The organism is Aeribacillus sp. FSL K6-2848 (genome assembly GCF_038004325.1).
Taxonomy (GTDB): Bacteria; Bacillota; Bacilli; order Bacillales; family Aeribacillaceae; genus Aeribacillus; species Aeribacillus composti.
This window is the reverse complement of sequence record NZ_JBBOQQ010000001.1, coordinates 1,028,876-1,052,500: the sequence shown is the minus strand read 5'-3', so window position 1 is coordinate 1,052,500 and position 23,625 is coordinate 1,028,876. Positions and strand designations below refer to the sequence as shown.

General features: G+C 38.0%; 29 protein-coding genes and 1 tRNA gene. 15 read left to right on the top strand and 15 right to left on the bottom strand.

All coding sequences use genetic code 11. From position 1 onward, the window contains the following. Positions 1 to 97: 97 nt before the first annotated feature. Positions 98 to 170, bottom strand: a tRNA-Ala gene (locus NSS70_RS05275). Positions 171 to 374: 204 nt separating this feature from the next. Between NSS70_RS05275 and NSS70_RS05270 the strand changes: the two genes are divergently transcribed. Further along, positions 375 to 1,178, top strand: coding sequence for a protein-glutamine gamma-glutamyltransferase (locus NSS70_RS05270; protein WP_063387042.1), 804 nt, complete (start codon positions 375 to 377; stop codon positions 1,176 to 1,178). A gap of 7 nt (positions 1,179 to 1,185) precedes the next feature. Here NSS70_RS05270 and NSS70_RS05265 read toward each other — a convergent pair whose 3' ends face one another. Continuing rightward, complete coding sequence (locus NSS70_RS05265) at positions 1,186 to 1,587, bottom strand: secondary thiamine-phosphate synthase enzyme YjbQ (RefSeq protein ID WP_063387043.1); 402 nt, start codon at positions 1,585 to 1,587, stop codon at positions 1,186 to 1,188. An 80-nt stretch (positions 1,588 to 1,667) separates the two neighbouring features. After that, positions 1,668 to 2,351, bottom strand: a complete 684-nt coding sequence (locus NSS70_RS05260) for a zinc metallopeptidase (protein ID WP_063387044.1) — start codon at positions 2,349 to 2,351, stop codon at positions 1,668 to 1,670. Positions 2,352 to 2,614: 263 nt separating this feature from the next. On the opposite strand from NSS70_RS05260, the gene NSS70_RS05255 reads away from it, so the two are divergent. Both NSS70_RS05255 and NSS70_RS05250 read left to right on the top strand, forming a co-directional pair. Next, positions 2,615 to 2,869 (top strand): hypothetical protein, encoded by a 255-nt coding sequence (locus NSS70_RS05255; RefSeq protein WP_063387045.1) that lies wholly within the window; start codon positions 2,615 to 2,617, stop codon positions 2,867 to 2,869. Continuing rightward, entirely contained in the window at positions 2,866 to 3,861 is a 996-nt protein-coding gene (locus NSS70_RS05250; protein ID WP_339194534.1) for a potassium channel family protein, read from the top strand. Before NSS70_RS05255 ends, NSS70_RS05250 begins: the two co-directional genes overlap by 4 nt. On the opposite strand, the gene NSS70_RS05245 is transcribed toward NSS70_RS05250, so the two are convergent. The 3 genes from NSS70_RS05245 to NSS70_RS05235 form a co-directional block, all read right to left on the bottom strand. Beyond that, positions 3,858 to 4,259 carry a YugN-like family protein gene (locus tag NSS70_RS05245; RefSeq protein WP_063387047.1) on the bottom strand — a complete coding sequence of 134 codons (402 nt, stop codon included), beginning with the start codon at positions 4,257 to 4,259 and terminating at the stop codon, positions 3,858 to 3,860. The genes NSS70_RS05250 and NSS70_RS05245 overlap by 4 nt on opposite strands. 253 nt (positions 4,260 to 4,512) lie before the next feature. After that, positions 4,513 to 6,411 carry an IS1182 family transposase gene (locus NSS70_RS05240; protein ID WP_445290596.1) on the bottom strand — a complete coding sequence of 633 codons (1,899 nt, stop codon included), beginning with the start codon at positions 6,409 to 6,411 and terminating at the stop codon, positions 4,513 to 4,515. Positions 6,412 to 6,664: 253 nt separating this feature from the next. Beyond that, positions 6,665 to 8,014, bottom strand: a complete 1,350-nt coding sequence (locus NSS70_RS05235; protein ID WP_063387048.1) for a glucose-6-phosphate isomerase — start codon at positions 8,012 to 8,014, stop codon at positions 6,665 to 6,667. A 179-nt stretch (positions 8,015 to 8,193) separates the two neighbouring features. Between NSS70_RS05235 and NSS70_RS05230 the strand changes: the two genes are divergently transcribed. After that, on the top strand, positions 8,194 to 8,427 hold the full coding sequence (locus NSS70_RS05230; RefSeq protein ID WP_063387049.1) for a DUF378 domain-containing protein: 234 nt from the start codon (positions 8,194 to 8,196) through the stop codon (positions 8,425 to 8,427). Positions 8,428 to 8,765: 338 nt separating this feature from the next. Here NSS70_RS05230 and yugI read toward each other — a convergent pair whose 3' ends face one another. The 3 genes from yugI to NSS70_RS05215 all read right to left on the bottom strand — a co-directional run bounded on the left by yugI (position 8,766) and on the right by NSS70_RS05215 (position 10,926). Further along, positions 8,766 to 9,131: a S1 domain-containing post-transcriptional regulator GSP13 gene (gene yugI, locus NSS70_RS05225; RefSeq protein WP_063387050.1), complete on the bottom strand. Its 366-nt coding sequence runs from the start codon at positions 9,129 to 9,131 to the stop codon at positions 8,766 to 8,768. A gap of 128 nt (positions 9,132 to 9,259) precedes the next feature. Then, positions 9,260 to 10,429, bottom strand: a complete 1,170-nt coding sequence (locus NSS70_RS05220) for an aminotransferase (protein WP_186439307.1) — start codon at positions 10,427 to 10,429, stop codon at positions 9,260 to 9,262. Continuing rightward, positions 10,426 to 10,926 carry an Lrp/AsnC family transcriptional regulator gene (locus NSS70_RS05215; RefSeq protein WP_063387051.1) on the bottom strand — a complete coding sequence of 167 codons (501 nt, stop codon included), beginning with the start codon at positions 10,924 to 10,926 and terminating at the stop codon, positions 10,426 to 10,428. Before NSS70_RS05215 ends, NSS70_RS05220 begins: the two co-directional genes overlap by 4 nt. Before the next feature lie 159 nt (positions 10,927 to 11,085). Here NSS70_RS05215 and NSS70_RS05210 point away from each other — a divergent pair, with 159 nt between their 5' ends. Beyond that, entirely contained in the window at positions 11,086 to 11,886 is an 801-nt protein-coding gene (locus NSS70_RS05210) for an alpha/beta fold hydrolase (protein WP_063387100.1), read from the top strand. 14 nt (positions 11,887 to 11,900) lie between these two features. Here NSS70_RS05210 and NSS70_RS05205 read toward each other — a convergent pair whose 3' ends face one another. Further along, positions 11,901 to 12,164 (bottom strand): DUF1871 family protein, encoded by a 264-nt coding sequence (locus NSS70_RS05205; protein ID WP_339194527.1) that lies wholly within the window; start codon positions 12,162 to 12,164, stop codon positions 11,901 to 11,903. Between the two features lie 75 nt (positions 12,165 to 12,239). On the opposite strand from NSS70_RS05205, the gene NSS70_RS05200 reads away from it, so the two are divergent. After that, a complete protein-coding gene (locus tag NSS70_RS05200; RefSeq protein ID WP_339194524.1) occupies positions 12,240 to 13,406 on the top strand; it encodes a MalY/PatB family protein in 1,167 nt (388 codons plus the stop codon). A gap of 29 nt (positions 13,407 to 13,435) precedes the next feature. Here NSS70_RS05200 and NSS70_RS05195 read toward each other — a convergent pair whose 3' ends face one another. Further along, positions 13,436 to 13,633, bottom strand: coding sequence for a hypothetical protein (locus NSS70_RS05195; RefSeq protein ID WP_063387054.1), 198 nt, complete (start codon positions 13,631 to 13,633; stop codon positions 13,436 to 13,438). A 127-nt stretch (positions 13,634 to 13,760) separates the two neighbouring features. On the opposite strand from NSS70_RS05195, the gene NSS70_RS05190 reads away from it, so the two are divergent. Continuing rightward, positions 13,761 to 14,144: a kinase-associated lipoprotein B gene (locus NSS70_RS05190; protein ID WP_063387055.1), complete on the top strand. Its 384-nt coding sequence runs from the start codon at positions 13,761 to 13,763 to the stop codon at positions 14,142 to 14,144. A gap of 95 nt (positions 14,145 to 14,239) precedes the next feature. Here NSS70_RS05190 and kapD read toward each other — a convergent pair whose 3' ends face one another. Beyond that, positions 14,240 to 14,860: a 3'-5' exonuclease KapD gene (kapD, locus tag NSS70_RS05185; RefSeq protein WP_063387101.1), complete on the bottom strand. Its 621-nt coding sequence runs from the start codon at positions 14,858 to 14,860 to the stop codon at positions 14,240 to 14,242. A 146-nt stretch (positions 14,861 to 15,006) separates the two neighbouring features. Here kapD and NSS70_RS05180 point away from each other — a divergent pair, with 146 nt between their 5' ends. Then, on the top strand, positions 15,007 to 15,408 hold the full coding sequence (locus NSS70_RS05180; RefSeq protein ID WP_094245272.1) for a thiol-disulfide oxidoreductase DCC family protein: 402 nt from the start codon (positions 15,007 to 15,009) through the stop codon (positions 15,406 to 15,408). 134 nt (positions 15,409 to 15,542) lie between these two features. On the opposite strand, the gene NSS70_RS05175 is transcribed toward NSS70_RS05180, so the two are convergent. Next, a complete protein-coding gene (locus tag NSS70_RS05175) occupies positions 15,543 to 15,743 on the bottom strand; it encodes a hypothetical protein (RefSeq protein WP_157727911.1) in 201 nt (66 codons plus the stop codon). Positions 15,744 to 15,913: 170 nt separating this feature from the next. Here NSS70_RS05175 and NSS70_RS05170 point away from each other — a divergent pair, with 170 nt between their 5' ends. The 7 genes from NSS70_RS05170 to mnhG are packed head-to-tail and all read left to right on the top strand — an operon-like array spanning position 15,914 to position 21,677. After that, the gene (locus tag NSS70_RS05170) at positions 15,914 to 18,334 is read left to right on the top strand and encodes a Na+/H+ antiporter subunit A (protein WP_339194520.1); all 2,421 of its coding nucleotides are present in this window, start codon (positions 15,914 to 15,916) and stop codon (positions 18,332 to 18,334) included. Further along, the gene (locus NSS70_RS05165) at positions 18,306 to 18,743 is read left to right on the top strand and encodes a Na(+)/H(+) antiporter subunit B (protein ID WP_130157063.1); all 438 of its coding nucleotides are present in this window, start codon (positions 18,306 to 18,308) and stop codon (positions 18,741 to 18,743) included. The genes NSS70_RS05170 and NSS70_RS05165 overlap by 29 nt, the downstream gene beginning before the upstream one ends. Continuing rightward, on the top strand, positions 18,743 to 19,081 hold the full coding sequence (locus tag NSS70_RS05160) for a Na(+)/H(+) antiporter subunit C (RefSeq protein WP_066249252.1): 339 nt from the start codon (positions 18,743 to 18,745) through the stop codon (positions 19,079 to 19,081). The genes NSS70_RS05165 and NSS70_RS05160 overlap by 1 nt, the downstream gene beginning before the upstream one ends. Then, entirely contained in the window at positions 19,078 to 20,562 is a 1,485-nt protein-coding gene (locus NSS70_RS05155; RefSeq protein WP_339194516.1) for a Na+/H+ antiporter subunit D, read from the top strand. The genes NSS70_RS05160 and NSS70_RS05155 overlap by 4 nt, the downstream gene beginning before the upstream one ends. Before the next feature lie 5 nt (positions 20,563 to 20,567). After that, positions 20,568 to 21,044 (top strand): Na+/H+ antiporter subunit E, encoded by a 477-nt coding sequence (locus NSS70_RS05150; RefSeq protein ID WP_339194515.1) that lies wholly within the window; start codon positions 20,568 to 20,570, stop codon positions 21,042 to 21,044. Further along, complete coding sequence (locus tag NSS70_RS05145; RefSeq protein WP_066249245.1) at positions 21,044 to 21,331, top strand: Na(+)/H(+) antiporter subunit F1; 288 nt, start codon at positions 21,044 to 21,046, stop codon at positions 21,329 to 21,331. Before NSS70_RS05150 ends, NSS70_RS05145 begins: the two co-directional genes overlap by 1 nt. Continuing rightward, positions 21,312 to 21,677 carry a monovalent cation/H(+) antiporter subunit G gene (mnhG, locus tag NSS70_RS05140; RefSeq protein WP_063387064.1) on the top strand — a complete coding sequence of 122 codons (366 nt, stop codon included), beginning with the start codon at positions 21,312 to 21,314 and terminating at the stop codon, positions 21,675 to 21,677. Before NSS70_RS05145 ends, mnhG begins: the two co-directional genes overlap by 20 nt. A gap of 42 nt (positions 21,678 to 21,719) precedes the next feature. Here mnhG and NSS70_RS05135 read toward each other — a convergent pair whose 3' ends face one another. Together NSS70_RS05135 and NSS70_RS05130 are read right to left on the bottom strand one after the other, a co-directional pair. Continuing rightward, entirely contained in the window at positions 21,720 to 22,358 is a 639-nt protein-coding gene (locus NSS70_RS05135; protein WP_066249242.1) for a response regulator transcription factor, read from the bottom strand. A gap of 66 nt (positions 22,359 to 22,424) precedes the next feature. Next, positions 22,425 to 23,504, bottom strand: coding sequence for a sensor histidine kinase (locus tag NSS70_RS05130; protein WP_340881039.1), 1,080 nt, complete (start codon positions 23,502 to 23,504; stop codon positions 22,425 to 22,427). Between the last annotated feature and the right edge of the window lie 121 nt (positions 23,505 to 23,625).

Here is a 23,625-nt window from a genome sequence, read left to right as displayed (position 1 = left end):
TTTTCCTTCATCTTTTCATTGAAGACGAATATTATCACAAAAAACTCATTTTTTATGAAGAAATAATAAAACCCTTGGTAAACAAGGGTTTTTTAAATGGAGCATAGGGGGCTCGAACCCCTGACCTTCGCGCTGCCAGCACGACGCTCTCCCAACTGAGCTAATGCCCCGTTTTTCATTTGTCACAGACAATATTATAGCGTGATGATTTTTCCAATACAAGTATAAATTTATACAAATGACGAAATTTCATAAGAGGTTTTTCTCCTGTAAAAAAGTTGATGCGGTAACGCTCTTTTCAAAGATATATCAGAATTTACATGGACCAATTACTTATCAAAATCATACGATGGTTACAGAGGGGGGAACGATAAATGATTGCAATTCAAAATAGGCCTATTACAGCTAATGAATTAAAAGAATTTTTTTCAGATGCAAAAGATCGGGAAATTATTGATTGGATGGCAAACAGCCACAAAGTTTATCGCTATGAATCCTTAAATGAATTAAAGTTTGAAATTTTATTCAGGAGAAAAACGATCGAAGCTTCGCTCGACCTTTTAAAAAGCAAAGCGCAATTTGCGACATTTGAAAATTCATACTGTCATGATCGCTTCTGGCAGCTGAGCAGTAAAGGGGCGTTTTTGTTAAAAAAAGATGTGACTCCGGCAAAAGGAATAGAGGACATTTTTATAAATGGAAATAAATATGCATTTGAATGTGCAACAGCTATAGTCATTGTGTTCTATAAAGCTGCTCTTGATTCAATAGGAGAAAAAGCTTTTAATTATTTATTTGCAGATCTTGTTTTATATGACTGGCATTACGACAAAGACCTCGGAGTCCGAACGACCGTTACGACTGATTTTGTCCCAGGAGACTGCGTTTATTTCAACAACCCGGATTTTAACCCGGAAACACCACAGTGGCGGGGGGTAAATGCGATTCATCTCGGCAATAATCTGTATTACGGTCACGGAATCGGAATTCGTGATGCAAAAGGCGTCATCGAAACGTTAAATCGATATCGAAAAAGACAAGCGGTTGAATCGGCTTATTTAAAAGATCAAGTTACAAGACCGAATTACAAGTACCTATCAACTTATCAAAACTATATTCGTGAAAATAAAAATAAACGAATTTCGGCTAGAATCGGGCAAACTTTTTATACATTTTAACTAAAACCTATCCTTTTAAAATTTTTGCATAATATGTCCGTTTTCTAGGTCCGTCAAACTCGCAAAAATAAATGCCTTGCCATGTCCCAAGCAGCAAATTTCCTTCCAAGATGATAACGTGCTGGGATGCTCCGACAGTACTTGCTTTCATATGAGCAGCAGTATTCCCTTCAAAATGCCGGTCAAGCGGATTCTCCCATGGGTACAGCTCATCGAAACGGCGAATCATATCCCGCTTTACGTCAGGATCAGCATTTTCATTGATCGTAATGCCTGCTGTCGTGTGCGGACAGTATACCACAACTATCCCTTCTGAAACGGCTGATTCATGTACAAACTGTTGAATTGACATTGTAATGTCAATCATTTCATCACGCCGGCTCGTCTGTAATATAAATTTTTTTAACATGATAAACACCGCCTCTTAGCCTTGCGCTTTTTCTAAAATGACAAGGGGCCTATTATACGAATAAGCCCCTTGTCCAACTTTTATTCTTCTTGAGATTGGAAGAAAATCATCACGAATTTCAGAAGTTCAAATAGAGATATTAAAGCTGCCGCAACATACGTTAAAGCCGCTGCATTTAATACTTTATTGACTCCGTGCTCTTCTTCGTTTCGGATAAAGCCGTCGCTTACTAAAATAGCTTTTGCTCTAGAGCTCGCATTAAACTCAACAGGCAATGTGATCAACTGAAATGCAACTGCAGCGGAGAAAAAGATAATCCCAAGCCCTAACAAGTTTAAGCTTTGTAATAAAAACCCGGCAATAAGCAAAATCGGAGCAATTCCCGATGTAAGATTGACAACTGGAAACATTTTATGTCTTAACACAAGAGCACCATACCGTTCTTTATGTTGAATTGCGTGTCCGCACTCATGCGCCGCGACGGAGACGGCCGCAATCGAATTTCCGTAATAAACCGGCTCTGATAACCGCACAACCCGATGAATTGGATCGTAGTGGTCTGTCAGCTGCCCGTGAACAGGCTCGACTGGAACGTCATAAAGTCCGTTTTGATCCAAAATTCTCCGCGCAACTTCTGCCCCTGTTAAATGACTCGAAGCGATCACATCGGAATACTTAGCAAAATTCCCTTTCACACGGAATTGCGCCCAAATAGATATTCCGAAGGCAATGAACACCAGAATGTCCATCGGATGAAAAAGCATTTTGAAAAACCTCCCGTTCTATTTTTTATAGTTAACAATAATATAACAATTTTTGAAGGAATTTGTACAGAATTTTGTATCAACGTAAAAGAACTGACACATGTCTTTACTATTCTACGATGACATGAACCATTTCATTCAGCTTTACTGTAAAATCACCCCATAATTATGAATTCAGCTGTCCAACATATTCATACGCATTTGTATACGAAAAGTTTCATTTTCAAAAAAGAATTTGCACATACTAATACAGGGGTGTTGAGATGAAACTTAATAATGAAGAGAAAAAACAACTGAGTACCGCAATTGATAACATGAACGATGCGTTAGATGTATTTATCGAGCTGTACAATGAATCAGAAGAAGATGTAAGCATTATAGAATTTGAAGATCAAACCATCAAGGCGATTAAACGCGCGGTCGATGCATACGGAAAAGAGGCCGTTTCCAAAAAAATCAATACAATTATTACAGAAATTTTCTCTTTTCTTGCCGAAACGAAAGGAAGTAAATCATGAAATCGACAAAGCTTTGGATTCAATATTTAAGGTGGCCGGTTTTTATCCGAATGTCTGTTATTGTGTTAATGATTTTAATTTTGTTTGGCACGATGATTTCTTACATAGAACCGAAGGAGTTTCCTACACCTTTTGAAGGCATATGGTGGGCTCTTGTAACAATGTCTACAACCGGTTATGGCGATTTCGTTCCAAAAACTTTTTTGGGACGTACATTCGGAATGATACTAATTTTGACCGGAGTAGCATTTTTTACATCCTATTTTACGAATTTATCAGCTGCTGCTGTAAAAAGGCAAAATGCCTATATTGACGGGGAAATTCCTTTCAAAGGGAAAAACCATTTTTTATTAATTGGCTGGAATGAAAAAACAAAGGAGATTATTGAAACACTGCGTATTATAAAATTTTACTGCCCTATTGTTCTTATCGACCAAACATTATCTGAGGCACCTTATATTGATGAAAACATACACTTTATTAAAGGAAATCCTGCCGATGATCAAATTTTAAATAAAGCAAACATTAAAGAGGCAAAAGCTGTCTTCATAACAGCTGATCAACATAGAAACGAATTGGAAGCCGACATGCTCACGATTTTAGTATTAATTACGGTAAAAGCGTCAAATCCGTCCGTGTACACCATTTGCGAAATGATGACAAAAACACAAACATTGAATGCCAAACGGGCGGGAGCTGATGAGATTATTCAATCTTTCCAGGTGGTTGGTCAAGTCTTTTTAAATAGCTTCTTATTTCAGAATGGATTTTCGAATGTTATATTAGAGCTCGGGAAAGCATACGGCGCCCGCTTAACAATTGAATCTCCAACAGACCAGGACATCGGGAAAAATTTTCAGCAATTACATAATGACCTGTTTTCCAATGGCATCATTCTTTTTGGCATCAAAAGAGGGGAAGAGATTTTTCTAAACCCTCCCCACAATTTTACAGTCGTTCAACACGATTGTTTAATAGCTTTAAAAAACTAATTTAATCTTCTTTCAAGCTCTTGAATTAGTGTCTCTCCTAATTGAACATAAGGCTCTAAAACATCGGCATCTTTTTCCGCCGGTTCGGAAAACTGATTAAAGGAGGCTTGGAAGTTTCCAATTGCCGCATGATCGTCAAGTCCCTCTTTATATTTGTGGGTTAAAATAAAAGGCCGGCCGAGTCTTACCGTTGCATTATGTGCATCCAATTGCCCGTCGACAGCACGAAACGGTATTCTTAAAAAGTGGTATCCGTCGTCATCATCCATCAGATAATCAAAATAACCGTGATCATAATCCCAATTCCCTCCAATTGTGTATCCTAACTGTTTTAATTCCAGTTCTAAATCGTATAAAGGATATTGTTTTCCTTCCAAAGATGAAGAAATTTCAATCATTACTTAAACACCTTCCTGCTCATTTTTTATTATGTTTACCCAATGGTGAAAAAGTAGTCATGAAAGATGCTCTTCAAGCTTTATGGAAAATGGCGATTTTTGCATTCGGCAAATATTCGAGCGAATTTTTCGTTTGATGGAAAGTCATTATTTTAAGTTAAAAAATTGGTTTATTATTTCGAATTTTGCTCTAACTATGCGGATCCCTCTTCCCAATAATATTCTCCACGCTCTTACAGCGGACAGATAAAAGTTAAAGGGCTTCTGTTAATGGAAGGGATATAACGTGACAGTCAAAAATATTGCGATGAAGAGCAAATTGTGTATTTATTTTTCTAAATAAAGGAATAAAAGAGCAACATTGCATTCCAATTGTCGGAAGCGGGCAGCAGATAGACAAAAATAAAACGGGGCTGTCCGATAAGTCCCTAAAATGAAGCAAGTGGAGAAAAACAATTCGTTTCTCTCCACTTGCTTTTATATTTTTTCGATTTTTATCTGAAAGTAGCTGGCGGATGCCGGCTACTTTCAGTATGTTGTGGGCTAATGCCACAATCCCAAACTCAACATGTACCTTGTCGAGGCCCCGCAAAGAAAATCTGCGGAACGACCGATTGCCCTTGATGTGACCGAACACACTTTCTGCCTCGACTTTGCGTCGAGCGTAGATGGCGGCTTTCTCTTCACATTCAAGGGCTGTTTTGGCCTTTGCTTTCATTTCTTCGAAGATGGGATTCCAGTGAACTTGACGATTTCCCTTCGCTTTTGTGCATTTCGCTTTCAATGGGCAATCGGTACAATCTTCACATTCGTATATTTTGAAGCTTTGTTCATAGCCAGATGGATTCTTTTTGTTTTGGTATTTTTTAAACGTTACTCTCCTTCCATTCGGGCAAATAAAACAATCTTCCTCTTCACAATAGGTCCAGTTTTTGGCATTTTTAATGTCTTTTTTGTATGTACGTGTTTGTTCTTTTACATAGCTCCCATAAGGAATTAGAAACTCAAAACGGGGCTCTTTCTCATCACCAACTGCATATACATAGTTTTCTTCACTACCATAGCCTGCATCCGCAATGACCGTTTTGGGCATCGGTAATGAACTGGAGGCTAGCTTCTCCATATGTGGGATAAAGCAACGTGTATCGGTCGGTCGTTGATGAATGGTATAAAACAAGATAAACTGATTCTCTGTCCCCATTTGCACGTTGTATCCGGGCTTGAGCTGACCGTTTTTCATATGGTCTTCTTTCATGCGCATGAAGGTTGCGTCTTTGTCTGTTTTCGAGTAGCTGTTACGGTCACCGAACATTTCCTTTTGTTCCTTGTATCTTGCCATTCGGGGCAGGAAATCTTCACGAATTTGTTTCACCGATTTCTTTAATTGACTGCGTTTTTTTCGCTTCTCTTTCCGAATGGATGTATCGGTCTCCTTTTCGATTTCTTCCGTTAGCGTTTCAACTTTTTCTTCTATTTCTTTTGCGATTTCCTCCATGTTTTGTTCGGTGATCTCTGTATGTTGATCGCTTTCCTTTTGCCCTGTTCCGGCTTCTAATTGGGTTAATTCATGAATGTGCTTTAGTGTTTCTTGGATTTTTTCTTTTAATTTCTCTTCTAATTTCAAAGTGGATTTTTTCCACACAAAAGAATACTTATTGGCATTGGCTTCGATCTTAGTGCCATCCAAAAAGTAGTTTTCCATCGTGATGTAATGTTCTTTTATCAATTTGAGAATCATGACTTCAAAGAGCTCATCCATGAAAGCTTTCATCCGTTCCCCTCGGAACTCATTAATGGTGCGAAAATCTGGTTGTTGCATCGCTGAAAGCCACATGGCAGGAATATTTTCTTTAACGAGTTTTTCGATTCCTCGGCAGGAATAAACCTTTTGAGAATAAGCATACAGAATGATTTTCAGCATCATTTTGGGATGATAGGAACTTCTGCCGCCGCCTTTATAATGAGAAAACAATTGTTTATCTGGTATCGCCTCCACCATTTCGTCCACGACACGTGCCACGTGATGTTCGGGTATAAGAGATTCAATATCATAAATCATTTGAACTTGACGGTTGTCATATGGTTTGAAAGTAGGGGCTAAATTTCTTTTGGCAGGAGTTTTTTCTTCTTTTCCATCTAGAGGAAGTGTCATTTGTGTGTTATAATTTTCACGAGTAATCATTTGATTGCTCATAAAAAATCGTCCTTTCTGTAATGTTGTGTGGTAACTTCATTTTACTAGAAAGGACGATTTTTTTGTGCATTTTTTTTAAAAAGTGAAAAAATGAGGGGCTCCAAAAAGTCAGTTACCCTGACTTTTTGGACAGCCCCGCTGTTTAATCAAATTCTGTCTGCTTGGCAAAGGAAAATTCAGCAATTGCCGTTCTTTTTTACATGATTCCCTTTTATTTCAAGCGTTTTTCAAGCTCAGCTTTTTTCTCTTCAAAGCCTGGTTTGCCTAAAAGAGCGAACATGTTGATTTTGTATGCTTCTACGCCTGGCTGGTCAAACGGGTTAACGCCAAGTAAATAACCGCTCATTGCACAAGCTTTTTCAAAGAAATAAACGAGATATCCGAATGTATAAGCGTTTAATTCAGGAATGGAAACAATGAGGTTCGGTACGCCCCCGTCAGTATGAGCTAAGAGAGTCCCTTCAAATGCTTTTTTATTGACAAAATCAACAGATTTTCCGGCTAAATAATTTAATCCGTCCAGGTTGCTTTCATCTTCTTCAATCGTTATGTCATGCCGTACCTTCTCTACATGTAAGATCGTTTCAAATATGTCCCGGCGCCCTTCTTGCACATATTGTCCTAACGAATGCAGATCTGTCGAAAAGTTGGCTGAAGCAGGGAAAATACCTTTCAAATCTTTTCCTTCACTTTCCCCGAAAAGCTGCTTCCACCATTCCGCAAAATATTGAAGAGCCGGCTCATAATTGATGAGCATTTCAATTGTTTTCCCTTTATTATAAAGAATATTGCGCGCAACGGCATACTGGTAAGCTGGATTCTCCATTAGCTCGGAAGAAGAAAAATCTCTTCTTGCATCTTGAGCGCCCTTCATAATCTCTTCAATATCCACTCCGCTTACCGCAATCGGAAGAAGCCCGACAGCAGTTAGAACAGAATATCGTCCGCCGACATCATCCGGGATAATAAATGATTCATATCCTTCTTCATTTGCGAGTGTTTTGAGGGCTCCGCGCGCTTTATCTGTCGTAGCATAAATACGTTTTTTCGCTTCTTCTCTTCCATATTTATCCTCTAATAATTTGCGGAAAATTCGGAACGCTATCGCTGGTTCTGTCGTTGTTCCAGATTTAGAAATGACATTAATGGAAAAATCTTTTTCTTTTATAAAATCAATAACATCTTGGATATATGTAGAACTTATATTGTTTCCGACAAAAATAATTTGCGGCGCTTTTCTTTGGCTTTTTGAAAGAGCATTAAAAAATGAATGGTTCAACATTTCAATTGCAGCTCGAGCACCTAAATAAGAACCTCCGATTCCGATGACAAGCAATACATCAGAATCCGAACGGATTTTTTCGGCACATTGTTGAATCCGTGCAAATTCCTCCTTGTCATAATCTTGCGGCAAATCGATCCAGCCTAAAAAATCACTTCCTTGACCTGATTTTTCATGCAAGGAATGATGGGCAACCTTTACAAAATCTTGATAATATGTAAATTCTTGCTCACTAAAAAAAGATAAAGCTTTAGAGTAATCAAAACGTACATGTGCCATAAACCAATTCCTCCATCTCTAAAAATTTATCTGCCATGTCTTCCACTTTATCGAAAATATTTGTCGAAATCAAGAAAACAATAAACAGAACAGGCTCATTATTCCTGCTATCAGATGTATAAATTTTTCATTTTGATACAAGTTAATAAGGAAAAATTCAACTTAAAGGAGGTAGCAACATGAGCACTTTACAGCGAATTGCACTGCTTTTTACAATAATCGGAGCCCTGAACTGGGGTCTTATCGGATTTTTTCAATTTGATCTTGTGGCAGCTATTTTTGGCGGCCAAAATGCTGCTTTATCTAGAATCATTTATGGTATAGTCGGTATTGCCGGTCTCATTAATCTTGCTCTCTTATTTAAACCTGATGCAGAATTTGCCCGTAATGAGCCTAAGACGGAAACAAGATAAAGACAACAAGCATTTCAATGAGATCAAAATTCGGAGCTTAAAAAATCGACATAATTTTCTGTAAAAAAACCTTCTATAATTTTTTTCTAAAATCGACAGAACCGAAAAGTAGGGTTCAAATAAACCGGCATAATTGCCGGTTTTTTTCATTAGCGCAGCTTGAAGGATTGCCGCTTTTCGAACTTCTATAACCGAAATGACATTCGATAAATCTTTAAAAGAATGTCCGGGCAAAGTTCGATAGCAGTCTTTGTAACACGAATAAGTATTAAAAAGCAAATTCGTGTTCTACAATAACGTTTCCGTAAAATTCCGCCATGACAGCGATGCGTATGTCTTTATTTTTTTATAATATTTTCGTGTTTTGATTGTTCAATCCATTCCTGCAGCTTTTCACGCAATGTGTTAAAGCCTCTTGACGCTTCGTTTTCTGTTTTTTGTTTAGCAATTGGTTTTGATTTTTCTTCCACTGCCTTAATGGATAAGCTGATCTTTCCCGATTCATGATCAACAGAAAGAATTTTTACATTTACTTCATCGCCGATCTTTAAGTAATCCCGGACATCTTTTACATATCCGTGGGCAATTTCCGAAATATGCACTAGACCTTGCGTTTCTTCATCCAATGCTACAAATGCACCGTACGGCTGGATTCCTGTCACTTTACCAACTAAAACAGCCCCGATAGGATATTGATTAGCCATTTAAACACTCCTAATTCATAATTTCTGCTTAAAACGAATATGCGGTGATCAATTATAACACAATGTACTCATTTGAGCAAAAATAAATAAAAAAACCTGGCCTCATATTAGGCCAGGCAATAAAAGCATTATAAAGATTGTACAAATCGTTTGATCCTTTTCATCGCTTCTTGAAGCTGCTCCATAGATGATGCGTATGAACAACGAATATATCCTTCGCCGCTTTGGCCAAAAACATTGCCGGGGACTACTGCTACTTTTTCTTCTAAAAGCAATCTCTCCGCAAATTCCTCGGAAGACAATCCGGTGCTTTTAATGCTTGGAAAAGCATAAAAGGCACCGCCCGGCATATGGCAAAATAAACCGGCTTCATTTAACGACTGAACAATGTAGTTTCTTCTTCTTTGATAGCTTTTCCGCATATATAAAACATCTTCATCATTTTCCAATGCTTCTAATGCAGCGTATTGGGCCATTGTCGGCGCGCACATGATCGAATATTGATGAACCTTCAACATTGCACGCGCAAAAACTCGGTCAGCAGCTATATACCCAAGCCGCCACCCTGTCATGGCAAAGCCTTTAGAAAAGCCGGAAATAAGAATTGTCCGTTCCTTCATACCTTCAATACTCGGCATGCTTACATATTCATCTTCATAACAGAGCTCAGCATAAATCTCATCAGCCACTACCAGCAAGTCATATCGCTTAGCAATTTGTGCAACTGCTTCCAGCTCTTTCTTCGATAAAACCGTTCCTGTCGGGTTGTTTGGCGTACAAATCATAATGGCTTTTGTCTTACTTGTAATATATTTTTCCAAAATTTCCGGATTGACTTTAAATTCTTCTTCTCCAAAGGTAGATACGCTGACAGGCTTCCCTCCCGCGAGAGTGACCAGAGGCGCATATGAAACAAAGCAAGGTTCTATTATTAATACTTCATCCCCGCTATTAATAATAGACCGGAAAGCTATATCGATCGCTTGACTCGCACCAACTGTTACAATAATTTCTTCAGCCGGATCGTACTGTAAATCAAAACGTTTGAACAAATACTCGCTGATTTTTTCGCGAAGCTCATACAATCCAGCGTTTGCTGTATAAGACGTAAATCCTTGTTCCAAGGAAAGAATGCAGGCTTCGCGTACATTCCATGGAGTGACAAAATCAGGCTCTCCTACGCCAAGTGAAATAACGCCTTCCATATTGGCAGCCAGGTCAAAAAACTTGCGGATGCCTGATGGCTTCATATTTATGACAGTTTCTGACAAATATGAATTTAACGTCTTCATTTTCATGGTGACACCACGATTCTTTTATCTTTATCTTCGTGATCAAAAATGATTCCGTCATGTTTATATTTTTTCAAAATAAAATGTGTTGTTGTAGATAAAACGGATTCAAGCGTTGACAGCTTCTCCGATACAAAACGGGCTATATCATTCATTGTTTTTCCTTCAATCACGACAGAAAGATCATAAGCGCCTGACATTAAATAAACCGATTTAACCTCGTTAAATCGATAAATGCGTTCGGCAATTTCATCAAACCCTACGCCTCTTTTTGGAGCCACCTTTACATCGATCATGGCTGTTACGCCTTCATGTCCGTCTACCTTTTTCCAATCAATGGTTGTCGCATAATTCACGATGATTTTTTTCTCTTCTAAACCTGAAATCAATTTCTTTGTCTCTTCCTCAGAAAGTCCAATCATTTTCGCAATTGTTTCAGGTGTTAATCGGCTGTCTTCCTCCAAAATTTCTAAAATTTCTGTTTCCTTTTCAGTCAATTTCATTTTTGTAAATCCCCCTAAAATGGAATCTTCAGATAATTATATCACGTTCCAGAATTTTTACATCACTATGCCAGAAAATTTTTTAAATTGATGGATAAACTAACGGTACAAAATTACTGAAAGGAGAAATAAGCATTGCTAAAGGAAATCCATCACAAGATGAAAATATTAGGAACAAATATATATTACGAATATTATCATCATCCACAACAAACAGATACGATCGTGCTGATTCATGGATTTTTATCCTCCACCTTCAGCTACAGAAAATTAATCCCTTTATTAAAAAAGCACTTTTCCATTATAGCCATTGATCTTCCCCCATTTGGGAAATCCGAAAAAGCAACGAAGTTTTTCTATTCCTATCACAACATGGCAAAAGCGGTTATAGAGCTTTTAGAACGTTTGCAAATCAAACAGGCTGTAATTGTCGGCCATTCCATGGGCGGACAAATTTCTTTATATGCAGCTAAGCAAAAACCTGATTTGTTTAAAAAAATTGTGCTCATTTGCAGCTCTGGTTATATGCAAAAGATGCCTTCCTCTCTCATATTTTGTTCATATCTCCCGTATTTTTACCTTTACGTTAAAAGACAATTTATCAGGCAAGGCGTATGGAAAAGCTTATGCAGTGTCGTGCACGACCAATCGCTCATTAACGAAGACATGATATACGGATATAGCGAACCGTTTTATGACGATAAAATTTTCAGAGCATTGACCCGAATGATTCGTGAACGTGAAGGAGATCTTTCCTCACAAGACTTAAAAACGATTGAAATTCCATGCTTATTAGTATGGGGGGAAGAAGATAAAATCGTTCCAATCGAAGTCGGATACCAGCTTCAGAAAGATTTGCCCATCTCTCGTTTTGTCTCCTTCAAACAAACAGGCCATTTAGTGCCTGAAGAGCGGCCATATCATGTTAGTAATCACATTTTTGATTTTTGTTTCGGCTAAATAGGTAAGTGTTTTTACAATAATTGGCATGACGCATTTTTTTTAATCGCCAATAGTTTTTTGGCGATTTTTTCACATTCCTTTAAAGGTATAACCTCTTCAAAAGAGAATTCGTAAATTGACTGAATCTTCCTAGCCAACTGTAAAGGGTGATCAATTGTATGAACGGCTTGAATGCAATCAACTATTTCCAGTTCGTAAGCATCATTGCCCAGTTGGAGCGGATCCCATTCACTTAACAGTTCAATCATAAATAAATTTGTCTCTTTTTGTTTCATATCGCTTCCCCCAAATTGGTACAAAATGTTTGCAATTGTATTTTAGCACATATACATTGGTATTGAGGTGAGAAGATGAGTGATTTTGATCAAGTAATAAAAAGAAAAGGAACACAATCTTACAAATGGGATTTCACAAAAGAATTGTTCGGACATGAAGATGTTTTGCCAATGTGGGTAGCTGATATGGATTTCAAATCTCCCGATGCGGTCATAGCGGCTTTGAAAGAACGAGTCGAACACGGTGTGTACGGCTATACTGGCGTCGCCTCCAAAACAAAAAAATCGGTTCAAAATTGGCTAAAAACAAGACATGGATGGGAAATTTCAGCCGATTCACTTGATTTTTGTTCAGGCGTAGTGGAAGCAATGAGCATAGCCATCCAAGCATTAACGGAAGAGGGGGATCGGATTGTGATTCAGCCCCCGGTATACAAGCCTTTTTTTGACATGGTGAAGTATAATAAACGCATTGTTGTGGAGAATGAATTAGTTTTAAAAGACGGGCGTTATTCTATCGATTTTGAAGATTTGGCGGAAAAGCTGGCAGATCCATCCGTCAAAATGCTGATTCTTTGCAACCCGCAAAACCCGAGCGGAAGAGTATGGACAAAAGAGGAGCTTGCAAAAATCGGCGAATTGTGCTTAGAAAACGGCGTGTTTGTTTTTTCAGATGAAATTCATTCAGATATTTTGCTGTTCGGCAATAAGCACACTCCTTTTGCTTCCATCAGTGAATCATTTGCTCAAAATTCCATTACAGCTATTGCGCCAAGCAAAACATTTAATCTTGCCGGCCTTCAAGCTTCGGCAGTGATCATTCCTGATAGGAAAATATTAGGTAAATTTAAACAAGTGAAAAGAAAGCAGGGGCATTTTTCTTTAAATATTTTTGGCATTACGGCAATGGAAGCAGCCTACAATAACGGACATGAATGGCTGGATTCACTTCTCCTTTACCTTGAAGAAAACGTAAAACTTGTCGAACAATATTTTGGGGAGCATTTAAAAAGTATAAACGTAATCCATCCTGATTCTACGTATTTAATTTGGCTTGATTGCCGTTCATTAAATATGACTGAACAACAATTAAAAAAACAGCTGCTTGAAAAAGGAAAATTAGCATTGGAACTGGGCAGTAAATACGGCAAGGCTGGAGAAGGTTTTGTGCGGATGAATATCGGCTGTCCGCGGCAGATGGTCCTAGATGGATTAAAGAGACTAAAAACGGCTCTTTCTTAACATTCGTTGGGAGGCATCGCCTCCCGGTTTCAGCTTCTTTTTTTCTCATTTTCTGAAAGCTTTTTCAGCAGCTCATTCGCTTTTTCTTCTTCCTTGCGGGATATTTTTTTAAAAAAAATGATCGCAACTACAGCTAAAATGATAAACGGAACCATTTGCAAAAAACCATATAAATATTCAATTTTATTTTCCGGAAAATATAGAATAAAATTTAGAAGCCATTCCATGATCATCACGACCTTTCAAATCCATTCTATCTTTTACTATAGCAAAATTTTGCTTTATCATGCCATCTGCTCTGAAAATAAAAGTGTACAATAGGTGAAAACATTACAATTGCTGGAGGGGAAAACTTTGGACATAAAAGTCGGGGATATCGTTACAGGCATTTATAAAACCGGTAAATATATCGGGGAAGTTACCGAAATTCGGGAGAATCATTATTTAGTAAGAGTAAAAGCGGTTTTAAAACATCCGATGCAAGGGGATTTGCACCAGCCGAAACAAGCTGATGTTCCGTTCTTTCATGAACGCAAAGCACTTTCCTTCAATGAACAAGCAAATATTCCAAAAAAAATGGTTCACCATTATAACGGGGAAATTCCTGATTACGAAACTTCTCTGAAAGAAGCTTCCGCTGCTTTAAAGAAGGAGCTTGAGGAAGATGGAAGCGATTGGGCATTGCGTTCTCTTGAAAACTTGAATCGATTAGAGAGAGAATATTTTAAAGCATTATGAAAAGATGGTTCCATTCCTTTAGCAATTCGAGGTTTAATCCGAGAGAATATTTTAAAGCATTATGAAAAGGCCACTACAAATTGCAGCTGGCCTTTTCATGTCGCTTGCTTTTGCCATAATTTTGTTAAATCTATTCGTTCACCAATTGTCAGCGGCTTTGGTTTCAAAAGATATTGCTTATCTTTTTCAATCAGCTTAAAAATATTAAAAGTTGTTAACGCATCGTCAAGTGCACGATGATGCTTGCCGATTCCTTTTTTGCCGTATTCCTCCACAGCTTTCCACAATCCTGTTTGATTGCGGTCGCCAAAAAATTTTTTATATTCCATTGATAAATCGATCTCCGTACCTGCTATTGGAAATGGCAGTCCATGCTCTTTGCAATTATGGCGAAGAACTTTCATGTCCATGTTGCCCCATGTCACGATCATTGTTTCTTCCCCAAAAGAAAGCTTGCGAAGAAGATGAACCAATTCGGAAAACGATAGACCGTTATCAACTTGTTCTTGGGTAATTTCCAAAAAACGCTTACATCGTTCTGTTAATTTTGGAAAAAATCTAGGTTTTACAAATGTGGAAAACGTCTCTTTAATTTTTCCCCTTTCTACCTTTACGACACCCGCTTCGATAATTTCCGGAAAAAAGCCTTCCGGATTCATTTTGTTCTCAGCCATTGTAAATTCAAAATCAATAAATAACTGCTTCTTGGCCTCCACGTTATCCTCCCCCCTTATGAATCACTGCTCCGAAAACACCGTTACTTCATTATATCATTTAACAAGAATAAATATCTTCCATTTCGGAAAATAAAAAATTTTTTATGAATTTTTTATTATAAAATAGAAGAAAGGAGTGAATATCGATGAAGCCAAAAAAAATCATTCTTTTCGACGGCATGTGCAATTTTTGCGATTCGACCGTAAATTTCATCATTTCGCACGATCCAGATGAAATTTTTATATTCGCACCGCTGCAATCAAGCAAGGGAAAGGAATTATTACAGCAATTCGGCCTTTCGACTGAATCTTTTGATTCGCTCGTATTATCGGATGGGAATCGCTATTATACAAAATCCACTGCTGCTTTACATATCGCCAAACACTTAAGCGGGCTTTTGAAAATATTTTACGGATTCATCATCATCCCGAAACCAATTCGCGATTTTTTTTATCAGATCATTGCTAAAAACCGATATAAATGGTTCGGTCAAAAAAACAAATGCATCCTTCCTAGTGAAAACATAAAAAAACGTTTTTTACAATAATCCGAGAAAATTTTAAAACTTCCTGTTCATCTCATAAATTGTTCTTCCTGTAAATAAAGAAAAAAACTGGGAAATCGCCAATTTCCTTTAAAAAACTCGATTTTACTTGTATTTTCTTAAATATTTTTGGCATTTCATTCTAAGTAATTGATGACACGAATGTATTCTCTTGGTGCAAACGTTTCTCCCTTCATATTTTTGGAAAAAGTATTGATTGGCGTCCACTCATATGATGGATGTACATACGTCTGTTTCGTTTGTTCATGCAAATACCATGAAATGCTGAATAATAAGATAAAAATTAAAATGGCTGTCATTACCTTTTTTGTCATCATACCACCTCATTTTCAAGGTGGGAAATTTCACAAAAAAATATACATTTTATGATTTTTTTGATACGATATTTGTGGTCTTATGAACTTGAAATTTAAAAAGCTATATATGCAAAAAATATTGAGAACAATAAAATACAGCTAGTCCAAAACATTGGATAAGGAGGGTTTACATGACATTTCTGCATTGGGCTATATTATTTCCATTTCTATTTGCTTTCATGGTACCATTCCTATATAAGACATTTCGGAAAATACATACTGGATGGTTTGTGCTTCCCCTTCCTATATGTTTATTCATATTTTTTCTTCAATTTTTGCCGGGAGTTAAGTATAAAGAAGGTATCGTACAAACTGTTAAATGGATTCCATCATTAGGAATTGATTTTGCTGTTTATGTGGACGGACTCAGCCTTCTGTTTGCTTTGCTCATTACCGGTATCGGCTCTCTCGTTGTTCTTTATTCGATCTACTATTTGTCGAAGGAAAAAGAACAGCTGAATGCGTTTTACGTTTATTTGTTGATGTTTATGGGGTCAATGCTTGGAGTAGTCTTAACTGATAATACTATTGTTTTATATACTTTTTGGGAAATTACCAGCTTTTCTTCTTTTCTATTAATTGGCTATTGGCATTATCGGGAAAGATCACGTTACGGGGCGCTAAAATCGATGCTTATTACTGTTTTTGGCGGACTTTCCATGCTTGGCGGATTTATCTTGCTCTACATCATGACTGGAACATTCAGCATTCGTGAAACAATTGTCCAAAGCAGCAGTATCGCCGACAATGGATTATTTATCCCAGCCCTTATTCTGCTCTTATTGGGAGCATTTACTAAATCTGCCCAATTTCCTTTTTACATTTGGCTGCCTGATGCGATGGAAGCGCCAACGCCAGTCAGTGCGTATCTCCACTCAGCAACGATGGTGAAAGCAGGCATTTATTTAGTTGCTCGATTCACACCTGTATTTGCAGGAAGTGCCGAATGGTTTTGGATCGTTTCACTTTTCGGAATTTTCACCTTATTCTGGGGATCCTTCCATGCGGTGAAACAAACAGATTTAAAAGCGATGTTAGCCTTTTCAACTGTCAGCCAGCTCGGCATGATTATGTCCCTTTTAGGTGTCGGCTCCGCCGCCCTCTTGTTTGATCATTTTGAATTTTATTCAGTTGCGATTTTAGCAGCGATTTTCCATTTGATTAACCATGCGACATTTAAAGGCAGCCTATTTATGGTTGCAGGCATTGTTGATCATGAGACAGGTACTCGAGATATTAGAAAGCTTGGCGGACTCATGTCCCTTATGCCCATTACCTTTACGATCGGTTTAATCGGCGCGTTTTCTATGGCAGGTCTTCCACCATTTAATGGATTTTTAAGCAAGGAAATGTTTTTTACCGGTATGATTCGAGTATTGAACATGGATGTATTTCAAACAGAAACATGGGGGTTTTTACTTCCAGTGCTCGCATGGATCGGCAGTGTTTTTACATTTATTTACAGCATGATGTTTGTTTTTAAAACATTTGCTGGAAAATTGCAGCTGGAAAATCTGCCTAAAAAACCCCACGAGGCGCCGATCGGAATGCTGATTCCGCCTATTGTGCTGGCATCCCTTGTTGTTATTTTTGGATTTTTTCCAAACTTGCTTGCTTACAGCTTAATCGAACCGGCAATGAAATCTGTCATGCCTAGCTTGTTGAAGGATGGAGAACATTTTCACATTCATATTTCACATTGGCACGGCTTTACTGCGGAATTTTGGATGACAGTTGGCGTAGTGATACTTGGAATATTCCTATACTTGACAGCGTCAAAATGGAAAAGAGTTTACGATCTGCAGCCGAAAAGGATGACGCTCAATCAATTATATGATCATTCTTTAAAAACGGCAGGCAAAACTTCCAACCGGCTGACAAGCTTTTATATGACTGGATTTATTCGCGACTATCTTGTCTATATTTTTGCATTTATGATCATGGCAGTTGGAGCGACAATGATCATCAAGCAATCAATCTCTTTTGCTGCTGATGATGCTGCACCTGTCGGAATTTATGAATTGATCCTGTCGATTGTTATGATAGCCGGTTCAATCACAGCTGTTTTGGCAAGATCCAGATTGACAGCCATTATTGCACTTAGCTCCGTCGGGTATTCACTCGCACTGTTTTTCGTTTTATTTAGAGCGCCGGATTTAGCTTTAACGCAGCTAGTTATTGAAACGGTATCAACTGCCTTGTTTTTGCTTGCTTTTTATTTCTTACCTGAGCTGCAGAAAAAAGATAAAACTCGAGGATTCCGCCTGGTGAATTTTATAATTTCAGCAGGCGTCGGGGGGATTGTAACGCTGCTGGCCATTTCCGCAAGCAGCGAACGCACTGGAAAAACGATCGCGGAATACTTTCTGGAAACGAGCTATAGCTTGGGCGGCGGATACAATGTCGTCAACGTTATACTAGTCGATTTCCGCGGCTTTGACACGCTGTTTGAAATAACTGTTTTGGCAATCGCAGCGCTTGCTGTCTACAGTATGATTCGCCTTCGCACAGGAGGGAAAGACGTTGAAGAAAACGGGTTTAAAAACGAATGATCTTATTTTGCAAACAATTACAAAAATCGTGCTTTTTATCGTGATCATTTTTTCGTTCCATTTATTTTTCGCTGGCCATAATGCCCCTGGAGGCGGGTTTATCGGCGGGCTCATCACATCAGGAGCAATCGTTTTATTATTGATCGCTTTTGATGTCAAAACCGTGAAAGCGATTTTGCCCATTAATTATGTTAAAGTGGCGGCGTTCGGATTATTGATTGCGATTTTATCGGGGATCGGCTCCTTTCTTTTCGGAGTTCCATTCCTTTCTCATACACATGGCCACGTTCACATCCCGGTTTTAGGCGATACGCATCTTGCGACTGCTGTCATTTTTGATCTCGGTGTATATTTTGTTGTTGTTGGCGTGACAATGACGATTATTCAAACGATTGGAGAGACGGAATAATGGAGATTGTAACTTCCATTGTTGCAGGAATTTTGTTTATGACAGCTACATATTTAATGCTTTCAAAAAGTTTATTGCGGATCATTATTGGAACAGGTCTTTTGAGTCACGGAGCTCATCTCCTCATTTTAACGATGGGGGGACTGAAAAAAGGAACTGTTCCGCTGTTAGATGAACACGCAGCTTCTTATGTAGACCCTTTGCCGCAAGCACTTATATTAACTGCAATTGTCATTAGCTTTGGAGTAACAGCCTTCTTTTTAGTGTTAGCCTACAGATCTTATCAAGAACTTGGAACAGACGATATGGATCAATTGAGGGGAAATGATCAGAAATGAATAACAATATCATTATTTTACCGATTATTATTCCTATGGTAACTGCAGTATTGCTTATTTTTTTCAATAAACAAGAAAAAGTGCAAAAATATTTAAGCGCTGTTTCTTCCGTTATAAATATCGGCATTTCCGTTTTCCTTGTTCACTATGTTCATACAAACGGAATCATTTCCCTTGAAGTCGGGGATTGGAAAGCGCCGTTTGGGATTGTTCTTGTAGCCGATATGTACGCGATTCTGCTTGTTTTAACGGCAAACATTATTGTTTTTGCCTGTTTGCTATTTTCCTACAAAATAGTAGATTATAATCGAAGCAAATTTTTCTACTATTCCGGCGTCATGTTTTTATTGACCGGAGTGTCCGGTGCTTTTCTGACAGGAGATCTTTTCAATCTGTTTGTGTTCTATGAAGTTATGCTCATGTCTTCTTATTTTTTAATTGTTCACGGAAATTCAAAGCCGCAATTAAGAGAAACTATTAAATACATTTTAGTAAATGTTATTTCATCCGCTTTATTTGTCATATCCGTTGCATTTCTATATGCTGTAACAGGTACATTAAACATGGCTGACTTGAGCCTGCGAGTCGCAGAATTAGGCTCATCCGGCATCATCGCGGCCATCTCCATCATGTATTTAATTGTATTCGGATTGAAAGGAGCCATTTTCCCGCTTTTTTTCTGGATGCCCGGCTCCTATCAGGCTCCGCCAGCAGCTGTTACGGCCCTGTTTGGTGCTCTTTTGACAAAAGTTGGCGTCTATTCGATCACAAGAGTGTTTACGCTTATATTTTTGCAGGACATTGCATTTACTCATACGTTTATCGCATGGCTGGCGGTGCTTACGATCATATTTGGCGTTATTGGCGCCATTAGCTTCTCGGATATTAAACAGATCGTGATATACAACATTTTGACAGGCGTTGGTGTCATTTTATTTGGAGTGTCCACAATGACCGAATCAGGTTTAGAGGGATCTGTTTATTACATGATCCATGATATGATTATTAAAGGGTTGCTGTTCCTTTTGGTCGGAATCGTCTTTTCGATCACTGGAACAACAAACCTTGAAAAATTCAGTGGACTAATAAAAAAATACCCAACACTTGGGTGGATGTTTTTTATCGCCGCATTAGCTTTAGCCGGCATTCCACCATTAAGCGGTTTTATCGGGAAACTGAAAATAGTCCAAGGGGGATTTGAGCAAGGTGAATTTGTATTAGCTTTCGTAGTCTTGCTTTCAAGCCTTTTAGTCCTATATTCTGTGATGAAAATATTTATTAACGGTTTTTGGGGAGAGGAAAAAATTCCGCAAGTTCGGGAAACCAGTCAAGTAAAAAGTCTTTACGTTCCAGCTGCTTTCTTACTTGCTCTCTCATTATTTTACGGGCTTGGCACAGAATTTATCTCTTCATACATCAAACAGGCAGAACAGGTTCTTCTTTCTCCTGATCTTTATATTGAAGCCGTATTAAAGGAGTAGATCACATGGCCTTTCAAATACTGTTAAATTTTATAATTGCCATTACATGGATGCTTTTGCAGGATGACTACTCATTCATCACATTTTTTATCGGATATCTTTTAGGTATTATCATTCTTTTCGCGCTGCGCCGTTTTTTTCCAAGACGATTTTATCTGTACAATATTGCCGCTGTCATAAAGCTCATATTCATCTTTTTGAAGGAGCTTGTCCTTGCAAATATTGCTGTTTTAAAAATCGTTTTGTCGCCAAAATTGAAAATGGAGCCTGGAATTTTTGCCTTTGAAACAGAATTGGAAAAAGATTGGGAAATTACGATTCTATCCAATCTCATTACTTTAACACCAGGAACATTTGTTATTGATATTTCCGATGATAATAAAACGCTTTATATCCATTCTGTGGATATAGCGAATGTCGAACAAGCAAGAAAAGATATAAAAAGCAGTTTTGAGAAAGCTATTAAGGAGGTGAGCCGTTAATGTTTGAATTTATTATTTGGATTTCTTTGGCTCTTATCGCTGCTTCCTCTCTCTTATTGATGATTCGGCTCATCAAAGGCCCATCCGTTCCAGACCGCGCCATATCATTAGATGCGATCGGCATTAACTTAGTCGGGATCACAGCGATCATGTCGATTGTTTTAGATACAAGCGCTTTTTTGGACATTATTTTATTAATTGGAATTTTAGCTTTTATCGGCACGGTATCGATTGCTAAATTCTTGGAGAAAGGAGAAATTATCGAAAATGATCGAAACAATCAGTAAGTTTGTGATCGGATATCTCATTCTCCAAGGAGCCTTTTTCAGCCTAATTTCCGCCATTGGTGTGTTGAGGCTACCAGATGTATATACGAGAAACCATGCGGCTTCCAAAAGCGCGACATTAGGTGTGCTCTCTATTTTACTAGGGGTGTTCTTATATTTTTGGGTGCTTGAAGACCATATGAATGGAAGAGTTTTGCTGGGAATCCTGTTTATATTTTTAACATCGCCTGTAGCAGGACATTTAATCAGCCGCGCAGCTTACCATACAAAAGTGAAACTATGGGAAAACAGCAAAATTGATGAGTTAAAAGAAAAAAAGAAAGCAAAGGATAAGGTTCATTCATGAGCCTTATCTTTTTTAGCAATCAAATTGGACGGGACTCCTTATTTAAAGAATGCCTTCTGACTTCGCAATTAATACGGCTTCTGTCCGAGAGCTGACGTGCAGCTTATTAAAAATGGAAGTCAGACTATATTCAATCGATCTTTTGCTTAAATGCAGCTTATCTGCTATTTCTTGATTTGTTAACCCTCTTTCGACTTCCATTAAAATCATTTTTTCCCTATCTGTTAAAGGCTCATTTGCTTCTTTCATAGATGGCGACTTTAATGTCTGTCGTTCAATCAATTTTTTTACGTAATCAAATGATAGAATAATCTCACCAAGCAACGCATGGCGAATGTGAGATAATATTTTCTCTTTTGACTCCGTCTTGCTGATTACTCCATGAATGCCTAAGGAAATCGCTTCTTCCATATAATCATTGACATCATATCCAGTATAAAGAAGGACTTTGCATTGGTGTTCTTGGGATGTTATTTGCTTTGCCAGTTCAATCCCGTTGACGTCACCTAAATTCATATCCATAAGAACTGCATCATATTGCAAAAAATCGATTTTCTTCATAAGTTCAGCCGTATAAGGAGGCTCCAGACAATCCACTTCAACTTCAGAATCCGTTTCCAATATCGCTTTTGTCCCTTCTCTCACAGCAGGATGATCGTCAATCACTAAAATACGAATCATGTTTTCCACCTCTTTAGACAAAATCTACAGTAAAATGACTTGGCAAAAGCCAAGTCAAGAATGTGATTAAATTTCAATTAAGACCCGAAATCCATTTCCCGGAGAAGTCTCAATCTTCATTTCACCATCCAAAGCTTTTACCCTCTCTCTAATTCCGGACAATCCCATGCTTTCTGTTTTCGCATACAACAGTTCTTCATCGATGCCTACGCCATCATCTTCATAGTGCAATACAATTTTTTCTCTTATATTGACGAGCATAATTAATATTTGCTTCGCGTTCGAATGCTTGCGCGCATTTGATAAAAGCTCCTGAATGATCCGGTACAAATTAAGCTGCATGTTTATATCAAGCTGCTTGTTAAAATTCCCCGTATTAAAGCGGATTTGAAAATTACACTGTTCTTCGTATTGCGCTACCAGCTTTGATACCGCCTTGACGAGTCCCAAGTCATATAAAATTTGCGGACGCAGCTCTTGACACGTTTCCCTCGTCATATGAATGATATCAAGAATGTTTTGATTCATGCTCTGAATTTTTTCGATCGTAGCAGCAGGATATTGTCCAGATTCCTCCAGAACCAATTCGCATTGCCTTTTTAACGAAATCAAATCTTGCAGCACAGAATCATGCAAATCTTTCGCCAAATTGGAGCGCTGCTTTTCTTCAATTGTAAACAGCAGTTTTTTGAGCCATGCAGGATTGCTGTTTCCCTCTTCCGCTTTTTCAAGCCTTTCCATCAATTCTTCTATTTTCAAAAAGTTTTCTACAGTTACATTCGTATAAAAAGCAAGGGAATTCAGCCAAGAAATTTCATCACGAGTCAGTTTAGGCGTTTTAATGACAGAAAGGCAAATAATAACATATTTCCTTCTATTCGTTTCACCGACAGTTAACACAAACCCTTTATCAAATTCTACAATTTTCCCTATTTCTGTTACAGCATTTAAAATATCTTTTTCGTATGGGGCAATTTCTAAAAGACCGCCATCCCCATCATCATCAACCATTTCGATCCGTCCACCCTCATGAACAACAAGGCAGTATGCACGGCTGACCTTCAAAACCTCTAAAATGGTCGATTTTAACTCAGCCATCATCTGTTTTAAACTGCCTGCTTTCCGGATCCTTGACGTATACTTCAAAATGCTGTCCTGATAATTATATTTTTCCGAAAACCGCTTAAACCGGAAGCGGAAGTCAACAATTTCTTTAAAATAAAAAACAAATATCATTAACTCAGCTTTCGCAGTCCAAAATCTTGTT